This window comes from Aestuariimicrobium sp. G57 (assembly GCF_050110855.1).
Classification (GTDB): Bacteria; Actinomycetota; Actinomycetes; order Propionibacteriales; family Propionibacteriaceae; genus Aestuariimicrobium.
The window spans coordinates 163,722-177,014 of the sequence record NZ_JBNINW010000001.1; the positions used below are offsets into that span (position 1 = coordinate 163,722).

General features: G+C 68.3%; 14 protein-coding genes and 4 tRNA genes. 13 read left to right on the forward strand and 5 right to left on the reverse strand.

Annotation, left to right across the window (positions count from 1 at the left end; all coding sequences use genetic code 11):
• Window positions 1-5 precede the first annotated feature (5 nt).
• From ACQCX5_RS00755 to msrB, 3 genes are all read right to left on the reverse strand, one after another.
• Window positions 6-1,316 carry an HRDC domain-containing protein gene (locus ACQCX5_RS00755; protein ID WP_434540115.1) on the reverse strand — a complete coding sequence of 437 codons (1,311 nt, stop codon included), beginning with the start codon at window positions 1,314-1,316 and terminating at the stop codon, window positions 6-8.
• Entirely contained in the window at window positions 1,306-1,902 is a 597-nt protein-coding gene (locus ACQCX5_RS00760; RefSeq protein WP_434540116.1) for a DUF3000 domain-containing protein, read from the reverse strand. Before ACQCX5_RS00760 ends, ACQCX5_RS00755 begins: the two co-directional genes overlap by 11 nt.
• A gap of 62 nt (window positions 1,903-1,964) precedes the next feature.
• Window positions 1,965-2,429: a peptide-methionine (R)-S-oxide reductase MsrB gene (msrB, locus tag ACQCX5_RS00765; protein ID WP_434540117.1), complete on the reverse strand. Its 465-nt coding sequence runs from the start codon at window positions 2,427-2,429 to the stop codon at window positions 1,965-1,967.
• Between the two features lie 67 nt (window positions 2,430-2,496).
• Here msrB and ACQCX5_RS00770 point away from each other — a divergent pair, with 67 nt between their 5' ends.
• Window positions 2,497-3,474, forward strand: coding sequence for a polyphosphate kinase 2 family protein (locus tag ACQCX5_RS00770; protein WP_434540118.1), 978 nt, complete (start codon window positions 2,497-2,499; stop codon window positions 3,472-3,474).
• A 21-nt stretch (window positions 3,475-3,495) separates the two neighbouring features.
• Here ACQCX5_RS00770 and ACQCX5_RS00775 read toward each other — a convergent pair whose 3' ends face one another.
• The gene (locus ACQCX5_RS00775; RefSeq protein ID WP_434540119.1) at window positions 3,496-4,329 is read right to left on the reverse strand and encodes a sirohydrochlorin chelatase; all 834 of its coding nucleotides are present in this window, start codon (window positions 4,327-4,329) and stop codon (window positions 3,496-3,498) included.
• 166 nt (window positions 4,330-4,495) lie between these two features.
• Window positions 4,496-4,570, reverse strand: a tRNA-Val gene (locus ACQCX5_RS00780).
• Between the two features lie 421 nt (window positions 4,571-4,991).
• Here ACQCX5_RS00780 and ACQCX5_RS00785 point away from each other — a divergent pair.
• The 12 genes from ACQCX5_RS00785 to ACQCX5_RS00840 all read left to right on the forward strand — a co-directional run bounded on the left by ACQCX5_RS00785 (window position 4,992) and on the right by ACQCX5_RS00840 (window position 13,286).
• A tRNA-Gly gene (locus tag ACQCX5_RS00785) sits at window positions 4,992-5,064 on the forward strand.
• 46 nt (window positions 5,065-5,110) lie between these two features.
• A tRNA-Cys gene (locus ACQCX5_RS00790) sits at window positions 5,111-5,181 on the forward strand.
• A 1-nt stretch (window position 5,182) separates the two neighbouring features.
• A tRNA-Val gene (locus tag ACQCX5_RS00795) sits at window positions 5,183-5,258 on the forward strand.
• A 138-nt stretch (window positions 5,259-5,396) separates the two neighbouring features.
• Window positions 5,397-7,433 (forward strand): threonine--tRNA ligase, encoded by a 2,037-nt coding sequence (gene thrS / locus ACQCX5_RS00800; RefSeq protein ID WP_434540120.1) that lies wholly within the window; start codon window positions 5,397-5,399, stop codon window positions 7,431-7,433.
• Window positions 7,434-7,436: 3 nt separating this feature from the next.
• Window positions 7,437-8,006, forward strand: coding sequence for an HIT family protein (locus ACQCX5_RS00805; RefSeq protein ID WP_434540121.1), 570 nt, complete (start codon window positions 7,437-7,439; stop codon window positions 8,004-8,006).
• Window positions 7,999-8,640, forward strand: a complete 642-nt coding sequence (pgsA, locus tag ACQCX5_RS00810) for a phosphatidylinositol phosphate synthase (RefSeq protein ID WP_434540122.1) — start codon at window positions 7,999-8,001, stop codon at window positions 8,638-8,640. Before ACQCX5_RS00805 ends, pgsA begins: the two co-directional genes overlap by 8 nt.
• Window positions 8,640-9,533 carry a phosphatidylinositol mannoside acyltransferase gene (locus ACQCX5_RS00815; protein ID WP_434540700.1) on the forward strand — a complete coding sequence of 298 codons (894 nt, stop codon included), beginning with the start codon at window positions 8,640-8,642 and terminating at the stop codon, window positions 9,531-9,533. Before pgsA ends, ACQCX5_RS00815 begins: the two co-directional genes overlap by 1 nt.
• Before the next feature lie 20 nt (window positions 9,534-9,553).
• Window positions 9,554-10,717, forward strand: coding sequence for a glycosyltransferase family 4 protein (locus ACQCX5_RS00820; RefSeq protein WP_434540123.1), 1,164 nt, complete (start codon window positions 9,554-9,556; stop codon window positions 10,715-10,717).
• 9 nt (window positions 10,718-10,726) lie between these two features.
• Window positions 10,727-11,356, forward strand: coding sequence for a CDP-alcohol phosphatidyltransferase family protein (locus ACQCX5_RS00825; protein ID WP_434540124.1), 630 nt, complete (start codon window positions 10,727-10,729; stop codon window positions 11,354-11,356).
• Between the two features lie 22 nt (window positions 11,357-11,378).
• A complete protein-coding gene (locus ACQCX5_RS00830) occupies window positions 11,379-12,218 on the forward strand; it encodes a DUF881 domain-containing protein (RefSeq protein WP_434540125.1) in 840 nt (279 codons plus the stop codon).
• Window positions 12,215-12,547: a small basic family protein gene (locus ACQCX5_RS00835; RefSeq protein WP_434540126.1), complete on the forward strand. Its 333-nt coding sequence runs from the start codon at window positions 12,215-12,217 to the stop codon at window positions 12,545-12,547. The genes ACQCX5_RS00830 and ACQCX5_RS00835 overlap by 4 nt, the downstream gene beginning before the upstream one ends.
• Window positions 12,540-13,286 (forward strand): DUF881 domain-containing protein, encoded by a 747-nt coding sequence (locus ACQCX5_RS00840; RefSeq protein WP_434540127.1) that lies wholly within the window; start codon window positions 12,540-12,542, stop codon window positions 13,284-13,286. Before ACQCX5_RS00835 ends, ACQCX5_RS00840 begins: the two co-directional genes overlap by 8 nt.
• The last annotated feature ends 7 nt before the right edge of the window (window positions 13,287-13,293 follow it).

The window sequence follows — 13,293 nt, forward strand, 5'->3', positions numbered from 1 at the left end:
CGGCGCTAGTTGGTCTCGTCCAGACCCTCGAGCAGCACCGGCACCACCAGGTCGCGCTGCCAGGGCCGCACTCCCAGCCCGGCCAGCGCCTCGTCCAGTGATGCATCACTGAGCGCCTTGGGCGGGCTGTAGGTCACCCGGCGCAGCGCGTCCGGGCTCAACAGGTTCTCGGCTGGCAGGTGCAGTTCGTCGGCCAGCGAGTTCACCGCGGGGCGCACCCGGTTCCAGCGTTCGAATGCCTCGGGGGCGTGACGTTCCCAGGACTTGGGGGGCGGGGGGCCGTCGTCGTTGCGGGCACGCATGGGCGGCAGCTGGGCCGGTTTCATGGCACTGACCCGCTCGATGGCAGCGATCCAGGTGGACTCGTGGCGATGTGCCTGCCGCCGCCTGAACCCTTCGATCCTGCGCAGGTCGTCGCGCCCCGGCAGGGGGCCGCCCCGTTTGATGGTCGAGGCGAGTTCACTGATGGCGCGGTCCTGCAGCACCTTGCCCGGCGCCAGGTCGTTGCGACGGGCCACCTCGTCGCGGGCCGTCCAGATCTCTCGCACCACGGCGAGGCCCACGGGTGACTTCACGTGGTTGATGCCTGAGGTGCGCCGCCACGGGTCGGCGCGCGCCGCACCCGGTGCGGCGAAGGATACGAGCACGTGGCTGAACTCCTGGCGCGCCCACTCGTCCTTGCCCGCAGTGCGCAGTTCGTCAGCCATGATGTCGCGCAGTTCGATGAGCAGTTCGACGTCGAGGGCGGCATAGACCAGCCAGTCCTGCGGGATCGGACGCTGCGACCAGTTGGCGGCCGAGTGCTCTTTGAGCAGCCGCGTGCCGAAGTAGCGTTCAACCATGGCACCAAGACCGACTCGGTCGAGCCCGAGCAGTCGCCCGGCGAGTTCGGTGTCGAACAACTGGCGGGGGTACAGCCCGCCCATCCGAAGGCACGGCAGGTCCTGGGATGCGGCGTGGATGATCCATTCGGCGGGCGCCAAGGCGTCGGCCAGTGGTGTGAGCCCATTCGGCTGGTGCTCCGCGGCGCCCAGGTCGGCCTGGGAGTCGTCGTCGAAGGGCAGCGGGTCGACCAGCAATGTGCCCGACCCCTGTCGCCGGAACTGCAGCAGGTAGGCCCGCGAGCTGTAGCGGAAACCCTGGGCCCGCTCCGTGTCGACGGCAACAGGTCCGCTGCCCGCAGCCAACGCTGCCGTGGTCTCGGCCAGCGCTGCGGGGGTGGTGACCAATGGTGGCAGGCCGTCTCGTGGCGCGTTCAGCACCGGCAGGTCGATCTCGTCGGGGGTGGGCGGACTGCTGGGGGAATCAACGGCCACGCGTCGACCCGATCCGCGGGGTGAGCAGCACGACACCTTCTGGCAGGGGAGGCAGTCCGGCCGTGAGGCACAACAGGTCCTGCCAGGCGTTGAGGTGGGCCTCCAGCTGGGTCCAGTCATCGATGAGCGGGGTCCACGACGCGCGGATCTCGATCTCGGCGCGGTCGGGCTCGTCCTGCATGCCGCCGAAGCAGCGGCTCGACACTGCGGTGACCGTGCCCGATGCTGCGGTATGCGCGGCATGACGCTGCTCGAGGGCTTCGGTGAGCCATCCCCAGCCGACCTCTGCCAGCAGGGGATCGGTGACCATGTCGAGGTCGACGTCGGCGCGTGCGTAACTGACCAGCCGCGATGTGCCATCCCAGGCGTCGTTGCCGGCCGGGTCATGCAGCAGGACGAGGCGTCCGCTGCCGACCTCGTCCCCATCAACGGCGACCTCGGCCGAGATGGCCGCGGCGTAGGGCGCAATGCGTTGTGGTGACGGAATCTCGGTCACGCTGACCTCGCCCCGCCACCGGTGGGCACGCATCAGCGCCACCGCCGTGTCGAAGCTGGAGCCACCATGCGTGGCGGGTGGGACTGTCACATCGTTCAGATTAGGTGGGAACGTGCAGGAACCCGTGGCAGCCGCGCCGGGTGGAGGCCGGTTCAGGCCGAGGGGGTGGCGGACGGCTCGAGGGTCAGCGACACCGAGTTGATGCAATAGCGCAGGTCGGTCGGGGTGTCGTAGCCCTCACCCTCGAAGACGTGCCCCAGGTGGCTGTCGCAGGTGGCGCAGCGCACCTCGATGCGAGGACGACCCGGCAGCGAGCGGTCCTCGATGTAGACCACCCGGTCTTCAGCGAGCGGGGCGAAGAAGCTCGGCCAGCCGCAGTGGGAGTGGAACTTTTCACCGCTGCGGAACAGCTCGGTGCCGCAGCCGCGGCAACGGTAGACGCCTTCGGTCTCGGTGTCGGTGTACTCACCGGTGTAGGCGCGCTCGGTGCCCGCCTCGCGCAGCACGTGGTACTCGAAGTCGCTGAGCTGGGCGCGCCATTCCTCGGGTGTCTTGATGACCCTGGGGCGAACGGTCGACTCGGTGCTCGTGGGCTCGTTGGTGGCGGGATTGCTCATGGTGTCCTCCTGGAGATGAGTTCAACTATGCCCGACGCCCGAAGCGGTGGTGCGACAGAATGTGGGGATGCCAAAGACGAAGCGCACGCCGAAGACGGCGTCGGCGAAGAAGACGTCCGTGAAGAAGCCTGTGAAGAAGCCCGTCCAGGCGGCACCCGAGTCGGCGTCGCCCATCCCCAGGATCCCCTCGGTGGTGCCGAACAGTGGTCTGGCCGACAAGCTGCGCCTGCCGCCCGGCCCCGTCGACCTGGCCTCACTCGACCCCCGCTCCACCGTCGGGTTCCCCGGCAAGGGCAAGGATGACGCACCCAACGTCCAGGCCGACATGGTCGGGCGGCTCTCAGAGGTGCAGGAGCGACTTTATGCACAGGGACGCGAGTTGCCCGCGACGGCCCCGCGGGTACTGCTGATCCTGCAGGGGCTCGACACCTCCGGCAAAGGCGGGGTGATCCGCCATGCCATTGGCATGGTCGACCCGCAGGGGGTGCACATCAAGGGCTTCAAGTCACCGACCCCCGAGGAACTCGAGCACGACTTCCTGTGGCGGATCGAGAAGGAGCTGCCAGCCCCGGGCCAGATCGGGGTCTTCGACAGGTCGCAGTACGAGGACGTGCTGGTCGTCCGCGTTGAGCAGTTGGTGCCGCGCGAGGAGTGGGAGTCGCGCTACGAGCGCATCAACGAGTTCGAGTCTCGCCTGCGCGACCAGGGCATCACGGTGATCAAGTGCTACCTGAACGTGTCGAAGGATGAGCAGAAGGCGCGGCTCGCGGAGCGGCTCGAACGCCCCGACAAGTACTGGAAGTACAACCCGGGCGATCTTGGGACGCGTGCCAAGTGGGACGACTACCAGGCCGCCTACGCCGATGCGCTGGGGCGGTGCAACACCGACCACGCGCCGTGGTACATCATTCCCGCTGACCGCAAGTGGTACCGCAACTGGGCAGTGGCCCAGTTGCTGCTGGAACACCTCGAGGGCCTGGACCTGCAGTGGCCCGCGGCCGACTTCGACGTCGAGGAACAGAAGTTGCTGCTCGCCCGGGCGTGAGCCGTTGGGGATGCTTTCGGGTCAGATGTCCTCGGACAGGTCGTCGCCGTCATCGCCGGGGATGTCCTCGGCGGTCGTGAGCACGGTGACCTCGGCGGGTTCGCCGGGGATGTCGTCCAGCATGTCCATGGCCGCGTAACTGTAGCGCGACATGACGAGTTCGAGCACGCGGTCATCGGCACCGAGGGGTGCGCTGACGGCGAGGGCGCCCGCCGCGCGAGCCTGTTCGGCCTGGCTCGTGAACGCGGACGTCTCGCCGATGAACAGGCTGCCCACGGCGATGTGTCGCCGGCCCTGGGCGCGCAGTGCGGCGATGGCGTTGGCCGGGCTCGGGCCCGAGCCATCGGCCACCGAGACGACCACCGGCAGCTTGTGGTGGTTCGACCACTGCCGCGCGCGTCGGGCAACCAGCGCATTGCCGCGGGCGTCCCCCGACTGCGGCAGTGACAGCACGAGCCCGTCGAGCTCGACGGTGTGGGTGGCACGCAGTGCGGCTCGCAGGCGCTCGTCGATCACGCCCAGCAGGCTGGTCGCGGGACCGATGGGGCGCGAGGTCTGGATGCGGATGCCCGGGTGGTGCTGGCGCACCAGGTCGACCAGTGCGGTCGTCTGCTCGTCCGGTTCGACGGCGCGGGACAGGTCAAGCGGGATCACGACGACTTCGTCGTGGCCCTGTGCGGCGAGTGCGTCGACCACCTCGTCAGCGGTGGGCGTACCGGGGGAGAGGAAGGCAAGATCGATCGACAGCGTCGGACGCATGGCCTTCAGCCGCTGTGCCAGATCACGGACGACCCGTTCACTGCGCTGCTCGTCGGACCCATGGGCCAGCAGCACGAGTGCTGGGGCTCCTGTCATCGAACGACACCTTTCCCCGAATTTGGGCCAGTATCTGGCCCTGAGCATCGTGCTGGCAAGCCCTGTGTCCACTGAGTGGGATCGCAGTCTCAAATAGTGAGTCAGCGCGAGAGTTGCAGCGAAACGACAGCGGGCCCGGTTCCATGAGAACCGGGCCCGCTGCAGGTGGTGGTCGATACTGGGCTCGAACCAGTGACCTCTTCGGTGTGAACGAAGCGCGCTACCACTGCGCCAATCGACCGCTGCGAGGGTTTACTCTAGCGCAGCCCGCCGAGGGTGCCAAATCGCAGGTTCGGTCCGCGAGGGCGAGGCGCGTCCATGCACGTCCACCGCGTGGTCCGTGGGTGCGCGCCGACACCTTTGTGGACGCGCTGACACCTGTCGAACGGTGTCTGCGTGCACACAAGGGTGTCGACGTGCGCGGACGGGAAGCCGGACCTTCCGCCGCCGGCACCACCCCGACCCTCAGGGGCCACCGATGGTGTCGGGTCAAAGAAATTTCCCGAGAGCAAATGCCCTAGTCAGCGCGGCATTGAGCCGTGCGCTGGGCTCGTCTCGACCCGCTTGGCCGCCCCCCGTTTTGCAAACCCGGTTTGAAGTGGGCTATGGTTTCCAACGCCCCGAGAACGGGAGGCCGGGAACGGCCAAGCAATCCAGGGCATGCGGACGTGGCTCAGTTGGTAGAGCATCACCTTGCCAAGGTGAGGGTCGCGAGTTCGAATCTCGTCGTCCGCTCGGAAGGGTTCTCAGCCCACTCCACGGCTCGAGCTCACTTCTCCTTGGTGGAGTGGCCGAGAGGCGAGGCAACGGACTGCAAATCCGTGTACACGGGTTCAAATCCCGTCTCCACCTCGGGCGGTTGGCGCAGCTGGTAGCGCGCTTCCCTGACACGGAAGAGGTCATCAGTTCAAATCTGGTACCGCCCACCAACGAGATGAAGGTCAGTCCTGACGGGCTGGCCTTTTCTCATTCCTGACGCCGGACGACGCCGACGCGCAGCACCCGCGGTTACCACCACCGTGCCGTGTGCGGCAGAATGACCAGTGGCCGCAGCCGCGTCCGTCGTCATGAGAGGAACACCGGTGTCAATCACAGTCTCCGTCGTCCGTGCAGGTGAAACTAACCAGCAGGCGGTCGAGACGACTACCACCGGTCTTGACCTGTTCGGTGACGACCGGACGATCGTCGCCATGAGGGTCAACGGCGAGACCCGCGACCTGACCCGCGAACTGGCTGACGGCGACGTGGTCGAACCCGTCGAGGTGACCAGTGCCGAGGGCCTGTCGATCGTGCGCCACTCCGCGGCCCACGTCACCGCCCAGGCCGTGCAGAACCTCTTCGCCGAGGCCAAGCTGGGCATCGGCCCGCCCATCACCGACGGCTTCTACTACGACTTCCAGGTCGACCCGCTCACCCCGGAAGACCTGAAGGCCATCGACAAGCAGATGATGCGCATCATCAAAGAGAGGCAGCGGTTCGTGCGCCGCGTCGTCTCGGACGACGAGGCCCGCGCCGAACTCGCCGACGAACCGTTCAAGCTCGAGCTGATTGGTCTCAAGGGCAATGCTTCTGAGGACGATGGCTCTTCAGTCGAGGTCGGCGCCGGCGAACTCACCATCTATGACAACGTGCACCGCGACGGTTCCGTGGCCTGGAAGGACCTGTGCCGCGGGCCGCACGTGCCCCACACCGGCTACATCAATGCGGTGCAGCTGACCCGCACGTCGGCCGCCTACTGGCGCGGTGACCAGCGCAACGCCTCACTGCAGCGGGTCTATGGCACGGCGTGGGCGTCCAAGGACGACCTGACCGCCCACCTGACCCGGCTCGACGAGGCTGCCAAACGCGACCACCGCAAGCTCGGCACCGAACTCGACCTGTTCAGCTTCCCCGACGAGATTGGTTCGGGGCTGCCGGTCTTCCACCCCAAGGGCGCGATGATCCGCATGGAGATGGAGGAGTACAGCCGCCGCCGCCACATCGAGGCCGGCTACTCGTTCGTCACCACCCCCCACATCACCAAGGCGAACCTGTTCGAAACCTCGCGGCACCTCGAGTGGTACGCCGACGGCATGTACCCGCCCATGCACATGGACGAGGAGCGCGACGACGCGGGCAACGTCACCAAGCAGGGCGCGGACTACTACCTCAAGCCCATGAACTGCCCCATGCACAACCTGGTCTACCGCTCGCGTGGGCGCTCGTACCGTGAGCTGCCGCTGCGGTTGTTCGAGTTCGGCAACGTCTACCGCTACGAGAAGTCTGGTGTGGTGCACGGCCTGACCCGCGCCCGTGGGTTCACCCAGGACGACGCGCACATCTACACCACCCGTGAGCAGATGAAGGACGAACTCACCTCACTGCTGCAGTTCGTGCTTGACCTGCTCAAGGACTACGGCATGGACGACTTCTACCTGGAGCTGTCGACGCGTGACCCCGAGAAGTCGGTGGGTGACGACGCGACCTGGGAAGAGGCGACCCGCACCCTCGAAGAGGTGGCCCAGGCCTCGGGCCTGAAGCTGGTGCCCGACCCGGGCGGTGCGGCCTTCTACGGCCCCAAGATTTCGGTGCAGGCCAAGGACGCCATCGGGCGCACCTGGCAGCTCTCGACCATCCAGCTCGACTTCTTCGAGCCGGGGCTGTTCGAGCTGGAATACACCGCCAGCGACGGCAGCCGCCAGCAGCCGGTGATGATCCACCGTGCGCTGTTCGGCTCGATCGAACGCTTCTTCGGGGTGCTCACCGAGCACTATGCGGGCGCGTTCCCGGCCTGGCTGTCGCCGGTCCAGGTCGTGGGCATCCCCGTCGCCGAGGAGTTCAACGCCCATCTCGAGCAGGTCGCCGAGAAGTTGGTGGCCCAGGGCATCCGGGTCGAGCTCGACCTGTCCGACGACCGGTTCGGCAAGAAGATCCGCAACGCCCAGAAGGGCAAGGCACCGTTCATGCTGATTGCCGGCGGTGAGGACCGTGACGCTGGTGCGGTCTCGTTCCGGTTCCGCGACGGCTCGCAGCGCAATGGCGTGCCGGTCGACGAGGCGGTGGCGCTGATCGTCGAGCATGTGCGCTCACGCTCGAACGTGAACCCGTCGGCCGGGGAGGGCTGAGCAGTGGCCGGGGTCGAGCAGGCCGCCGACTTCGCGGGGGACCCCGACCACATTGAGCGGCTGTGGACCCCCCACCGGATGGCGTACATCAACGGTGAGAACAAGCCGAAGACCGCCGACGAGGGCAAGGAGTGCCCGTTCTGCCGGGCGCCGCGCCGATCTGACGAGGACGGGTTGGTGGTCCACCGTGGTGAGACCTGCTATGTGGTGCTGAACCTGTACCCGTACTCGCCGGGCCACCTGCTTGTCTGCCCCTACCGCCACGTCGCTGACTTCACCGAGCTGACCGATGACGAGATGGTTGAGATCGGACGACTCACGCGCCAGGCCATGACGACCATCCGCACCACCTCGCAGGCGCAGGGTTTCAACCTGGGCATGAACCAGGGCGCCGTGGCGGGGGCGGGCATCGCAGCGCACCTGCACCAGCATGTGGTGCCCCGCTACCAGGGCGATTCCAACTTCCTGCCCATCGTGGGCCAGACCCGTGCGCTGCCGGTGCTGCTGGCCGATACCCGCAGGTTGCTGGCCGACAACTGGGTTGACGACGGGGGAGTGCTGCCGCGTGCTTGAGCGTTTCCGTGCGGGATGGGCCGCAGCGATGACCCCGCCCGCGCGGTTGCTCATCGCCCTCAAGGTGCATCCCGACGCCGTCACCTGGGCCGGCACGCTCATCACGGTCGTCCTGGCACTGGTGTTCTTTCCACAAGGCTGGCTGTGGCAGGGCACGCTGCTGATCACCGCGTTCATCTTCAGCGACGGCATCGATGGCCAGATGGCACGCCTGCTCAACCGCAAGTCGCAGTGGGGGGCCTTCCTCGACTCGAGCCTGGACCGGTTCGGCGACGGTGCCCTGTTCATGGGCCTGGCACTGTTCTATGCCGGTCCCGGCGACTCGACGACCTGGGCCGGGTTCGCCATCGCGGCCCTGGTGCTGGGCCAGGTGACCAGTTACGTGAAGGCGCGCGGTGAGGCGCTGGGCATGACGGTGCGCGGGGGGCTGGCCGCACGGGCTGATCGCATCCTCGTGTTGTTCCTGGGCTCGCTGCTGACGGGGCTCGCGATCGATGGGCACGTGCCGTCGGTGCTGCGCTGGGCCCTGCCCGTGGCGTTGTGCTGGCTGGTCATCGCCGGCGTGATCACTGTCGGCCAGCGCATGGCCCAGGTCAAGGGACAGGCGGCACCGGCGACCAGTTTCGAGGCGTGATGGCCAGCCGCACCGGACAACTGCGCGCCCGTGGCTGGCAACTGGCGGCGCGCATCCCGTGGCCGCTGTGGTGGCCGCTCGTCGGGGTCGGTTGCCTGGTGATGACCGTCTTCCCCGCCAGGGCCGTCCACCAGTGGGCACGCAATTTCGCCACGGTGACCGGCCGGGCGCCGCAGCGCTGGGACGTCATGCGTGGCCTGTGGTCCTGGGCCCGCAACAGCGTCGGCTCGATGCAGGTCGGCCACCTGCCTGCCGGGCAGATCGACCACGTCGTGTTGATGCCGGACGACGACCGCCTGACCATGCAGCGCGAGGTCGGCGGCCGCGGCCTGGTGGTGGGCCTGCCGCATTCGGGTTCATGGGACCTGGCCGGGGTCTGGGCCTGTCACCATGGCATGCCCGTCTCGACGGTGGCTGAAGAACTGGTGGCCGAGGAGTTCCAGACCTTCCTCGAACACCGGCGCCGGTTGGGGTTCACGGTCTATGGCCATCGCAACCCCAATGCCCTGCGCCACCTCGTTGACGACGCCCGCACCGGCCACCTCGTCTGCCTGCTCGCCGACCGCGACTTCTCGGTGCGCGGCGTGCCCGTGACATGGCACCTCGGCTCGGGTGACCACCCCGCCACGATGCCGGCCGGCCCGGCCCAGGTCGCGCTGCGCTCGGGGGCAGCGCTGCGCGGCGTGGCCTGCCACTTCGACGGGCGGCGGATGCGGCTGGTGCTCTCACCCGGGATCGTCCCCGACCCCGCAGCCACCACCCAGCGGCAGCGGATCAGCTCGATGACCCAGCAGCTGTGCGACTTCTTCGCTGCCGAGATCCGTCGGCACCCGCATGACTGGCACATGATGCAGCCGTTCTTCACCAGCGATATTGCTGGCGGTGGCCGATGAGGGACAACCAGCACCTATCGATGGGTGGACGACCGGTGGCCCACCGGTCCGGCGGCCTGACCATCGGCATCGTGTGCCCCTATTCGTTCTCGACCCCCGGAGGGGTGCAGAACCATGTGCTGGGGTTGGCCGGTTGGCTCTCGGCGCACGGCCACCGCGTGCACATCTTCGGGCCGGGCGCGCCCGACCCCGCTGCCCTGCACGCGGTGGGACTCGCCGAGCACCAGTTCACCAGCGCCGGGGGAGCAGTCGCCGTGCGCTACAACGGATCAGTGGCCCGCATCAGCTTCGGCCCGCTCGAGGCCGCCCGCGTGCGGGCCTGGCTGCGTCGCATCAATCCTGACCTGTTGCACGTGCACGAGCCGATCACCCCCAGCGTGTCGATGCTGGCGGTGTGGAACGCCACCTGCCCGATGGTCGCCACCTTCCACACCGCCACCCCCGGGTCACGGGCCATGGCCGTCGCCCGACGACTGCTGCCGCGCACCATCACCGCGGTGCGCCACGGCATTGCCGTCTCGAGCGTGGCACAGGGGGTCGTCCACGACCACATCGGTCTCGTGCCCCGCATCATCGGCAATGGGATCAGTCTGCGGCCACGCCCGGACGACCTCGACCGCACGACATGGCGTGGTGGCGACCACCCCACCATCGGGTTCGTCGGCAGGTTCGATGAGCCACGCAAGGGCTTCGACGTGTTCACCCGGGCACTGCCGCAGGTGCGCCACCGGTTCGCCAACGCCGACGTCGTGGTGATCGGCGACGGCACCCCCCGGTCAGCGCCGGGGGTCAGGTTCACCGGGTACGTCGACGACGCTGCCCGTGATGCGGCGTTGGCCGCGATCGATGTGTACGTCGCGCCGCACACCGGGCGCGAGAGTTTCGGCATCGTCATCCTCGAAGCCCTCGCGGCGGGCGCCGACGTGGTGGCCAGTGACCTGCCGGCCTTCCGCGAGGTGTTGACCGACCGCCACGGCATGCTCGTCGGACGGCTGGCCCGCACCGGCGACCATGCCCAACTGGCCCAGGCCATCATCGCAGCCCTCGAGCGTCCCGATCCTGCGCCCCGCACCGCCGGCTACGACCATGCCGCCACCTTCGACTGGTCGCGGGTCGGCAGCCGGGTGCTGGCGGTGTACCACGAGGCCCTGTCCGCCCGCAGCACCCCCGTGCGTCGTCGGTAGTCTGGAGCCGTGACCAGCACGCCCGCCACGAGGGTTGACCCGCCAGCCCCGACGTATGACACCGACCGGGTGTTCACCGTGCCGAACCTGCTCTCGTTCGCCCGGTTGGCCGGGGTGCCGCTGTTCGTGCTGGTCGTGCTGCTCCCGCCCGCGTGGCTTCCCGCCGCCGACGTTGTCGCCGTGCTGGTGCTGGCTCTGGCTGGTTTCACCGACTGGCTCGACGGATTCCTCGCCCGCCGCTGGCACATGACCTCGCGTGTGGGTCAGATGCTCGACCCCGTGGCTGACCGGCTCTACATCCTCGCGATCGTGATTGCACTGGCGTTGCGTGACCTGGTGCCGTGGTGGCTACTGGTCGTGCTGGCGCTGCGCGACCTGGTGCTGGCCGCCATCGTGCCACTGCTGCGCAGCCGCGGCTACACCAGCCTGCCGGTGCACTTCATCGGCAAGTCGGCCACGTTCGCCCTGCTCTACGCGTTCCCGCTCGTGCTGCTGGGCGATGGGACGAGCACCTCGCACATGATGGCCAAAGTGGTCGGGTGGGCCTCGGCGCTGTGGGGTGCCGGGCTCTACTGGTGGGCCGGGGTGCTCTATGTGCGCCAGACCTTCGACCTGATGCGCCGCGAGCCGCGCCGCTGACCCGGCACATAGACTGGCGGCCATGGCTACCGAGACCAAGCACCCCGATCACCGGGAGGGCGCCGAGGCGGCCACCGGCAACGGTCGGCGTCCTGATGCCAGCATGTCGCTGCTGACCGACGTGGTCGCCACCAGCCTCGACCCCGGCTATCGTGCCGCCCACGCCTCGGGGGCCGCACCCCGTGCGCGTGGCCTGCTGCTGGTGACGCTGCTGATCGCCGGTGTGTTGATCGGCCTGGCGGTCGTCCAGAATTCTGCACAGCAGCCGCAGGCCGCCAAGGAACGCGCCGCGCTGATCAAACAGGTGCAGGACCAGCAGCAGGCCCAGGCCGAGCTGCGGCGCAACCTGGCCGGTGTGCAGGCCGAGGTCGACGCTCTCCAGGTCGAGGCGATCGGCAAGGATTCCAGCACCAATGCCATGCTGGGCATGCTGGGCGCCACGTCGGGTGCCGTGGCCGTCACCGGACCCGGGATCGTCATCACGACTGACGATTCGACCCGGCTGTCCGGCAGCCAGGCCCAGGTGCTCGACCAGGACCTGCGCCAGCTCGTCAACGGCCTGTGGTCGGCTGGTGCCGAGGCGATCGCCATCAATGGCCACCGCCTCTCGTCGCGCACGGCCATCCGCGGTGCAGGCAGCGCCATCACCGTCGACTACACGTCGCTGACCAGGCCCTACATCGTCGAGGCCATCGGCGACCCGAACACCCTGCCCGCCCAATGGGCCCGCAGTTCGGGCGCGACGTGGTGGGACTACCTGAAGCAGAACTACGGCATGCGCTACGAGGTGGCGAGCCGGGCAGCGCTCAACCTGCCCGCGGACCCCGGACTGGGCGTGCAGAAGGCGGGGCCGCAGCGATGATTGCCGTACTCGGACTGGCTGCCGGCGTGGTGCTCGGGCTCGTCCTCGAGCCGACGCTGCCGGCCTTCCTGGCCCCCTACCTGCCCATCATGATCATCGCCGCGCTGGACGCCCTGTTCGGTGCCGCCCGGGCCTACCTCGAGGGCACTTTCGCCGACAAGGTGTTCGTGGTCTCGTTCTTCAGCAATGTGCTGATCGCGGCGCTGATCGTCTGGCTCGGCGACCTCATCGGCGTGGGCGCCCAGCTGTCGACAGGTGTGGTCGTCGTGCTGGGCATCCGCATCTTCAACAATGCCGCCGCCATCCGAAGGGCCATCCTGCATGCCTGAGACGCCAGATGTCCCCGACGTCCCCCGGCGCAGCCTCGGCAGTGCGCTCAGGTCATTCCTTCGACCCAGCCGGGTGCAGTTCGTGCTCGCGATCGTGCTCGGCCTGGTGGCGATGGCGACCGTGTGGCAGTTTCGGGCCCATCGCGCCGATGAGACGTTCTCGTCACTGCGCCGCGACGAGCTGATCGGACTGCTTGACCAGCTGAACGGCAGCAACAATGACCTGCGCAAGCAGGTCGCCGAGCAGGAGGAGGCGCGCCGTCAGTTGCAGGCGGGTGCCGACAGCCGACGGGTGGCCGCCGAGCGCGCCCAGAAGCGCATCCAGGACCTGTCGATCCTGGCCGGTACCGCCCCGGCCCAGGGCCCGGGCATCACCATCACCATCCAGGACCCGCAGGGCAAGGTCACCCCCCAGCTGCTGCTCGACGGCATCGAAGAGATGCGCGATGCCGGTGCCGAGGTGATGGAGCTGAACGGCGTGCGCGTGGTGGCATCGACCTGGCTGTCGTCGCTGGACGGGGTGGTCGTCGTTGACGGTGTGCGGATCCGGGCGCCGTACGTGCTGCGGGCGATCGGCGAGCCCCACGCCCTCGAAGAAGGCGCCCGGTTCCGCGGCGGGTTGGTCAGTCGAGCCCAGGCGCCCGATGTCGCTGCGGCGGTCACGATTGTGGCGTCCGACCAGATCACCATCACCAGCCTGCACCGGGTGACCGACCCGCGCTGGGCAAAGCCTGCCTGAGCACCCG

Coding starts and splice junctions, on each gene's coding strand:
- msrB (WP_434540117.1), bottom strand. CDS start 2,429: ATGAGCAATCCCGCCACCAACGAGCCCACGAGCACCGAGTCGACCGTT.
- ACQCX5_RS00770 (WP_434540118.1), top strand. CDS start 2,497: ATGCCAAAGACGAAGCGCACGCCGAAGACGGCGTCGGCGAAGAAGACG.
- ACQCX5_RS00775 (WP_434540119.1), bottom strand. CDS start 4,329: ATGACAGGAGCCCCAGCACTCGTGCTGCTGGCCCATGGGTCCGACGAG.
- thrS (WP_434540120.1), top strand. CDS start 5,397: ATGAGAGGAACACCGGTGTCAATCACAGTCTCCGTCGTCCGTGCAGGT.
- ACQCX5_RS00815 (WP_434540700.1), top strand. CDS start 8,640: ATGGCCAGCCGCACCGGACAACTGCGCGCCCGTGGCTGGCAACTGGCG.
- ACQCX5_RS00820 (WP_434540123.1), top strand. CDS start 9,554: ATGGGTGGACGACCGGTGGCCCACCGGTCCGGCGGCCTGACCATCGGC.
- ACQCX5_RS00830 (WP_434540125.1), top strand. CDS start 11,379: ATGGCTACCGAGACCAAGCACCCCGATCACCGGGAGGGCGCCGAGGCG.
- ACQCX5_RS00835 (WP_434540126.1), top strand. CDS start 12,215: ATGATTGCCGTACTCGGACTGGCTGCCGGCGTGGTGCTCGGGCTCGTC.
- ACQCX5_RS00840 (WP_434540127.1), top strand. CDS start 12,540: ATGCCTGAGACGCCAGATGTCCCCGACGTCCCCCGGCGCAGCCTCGGC.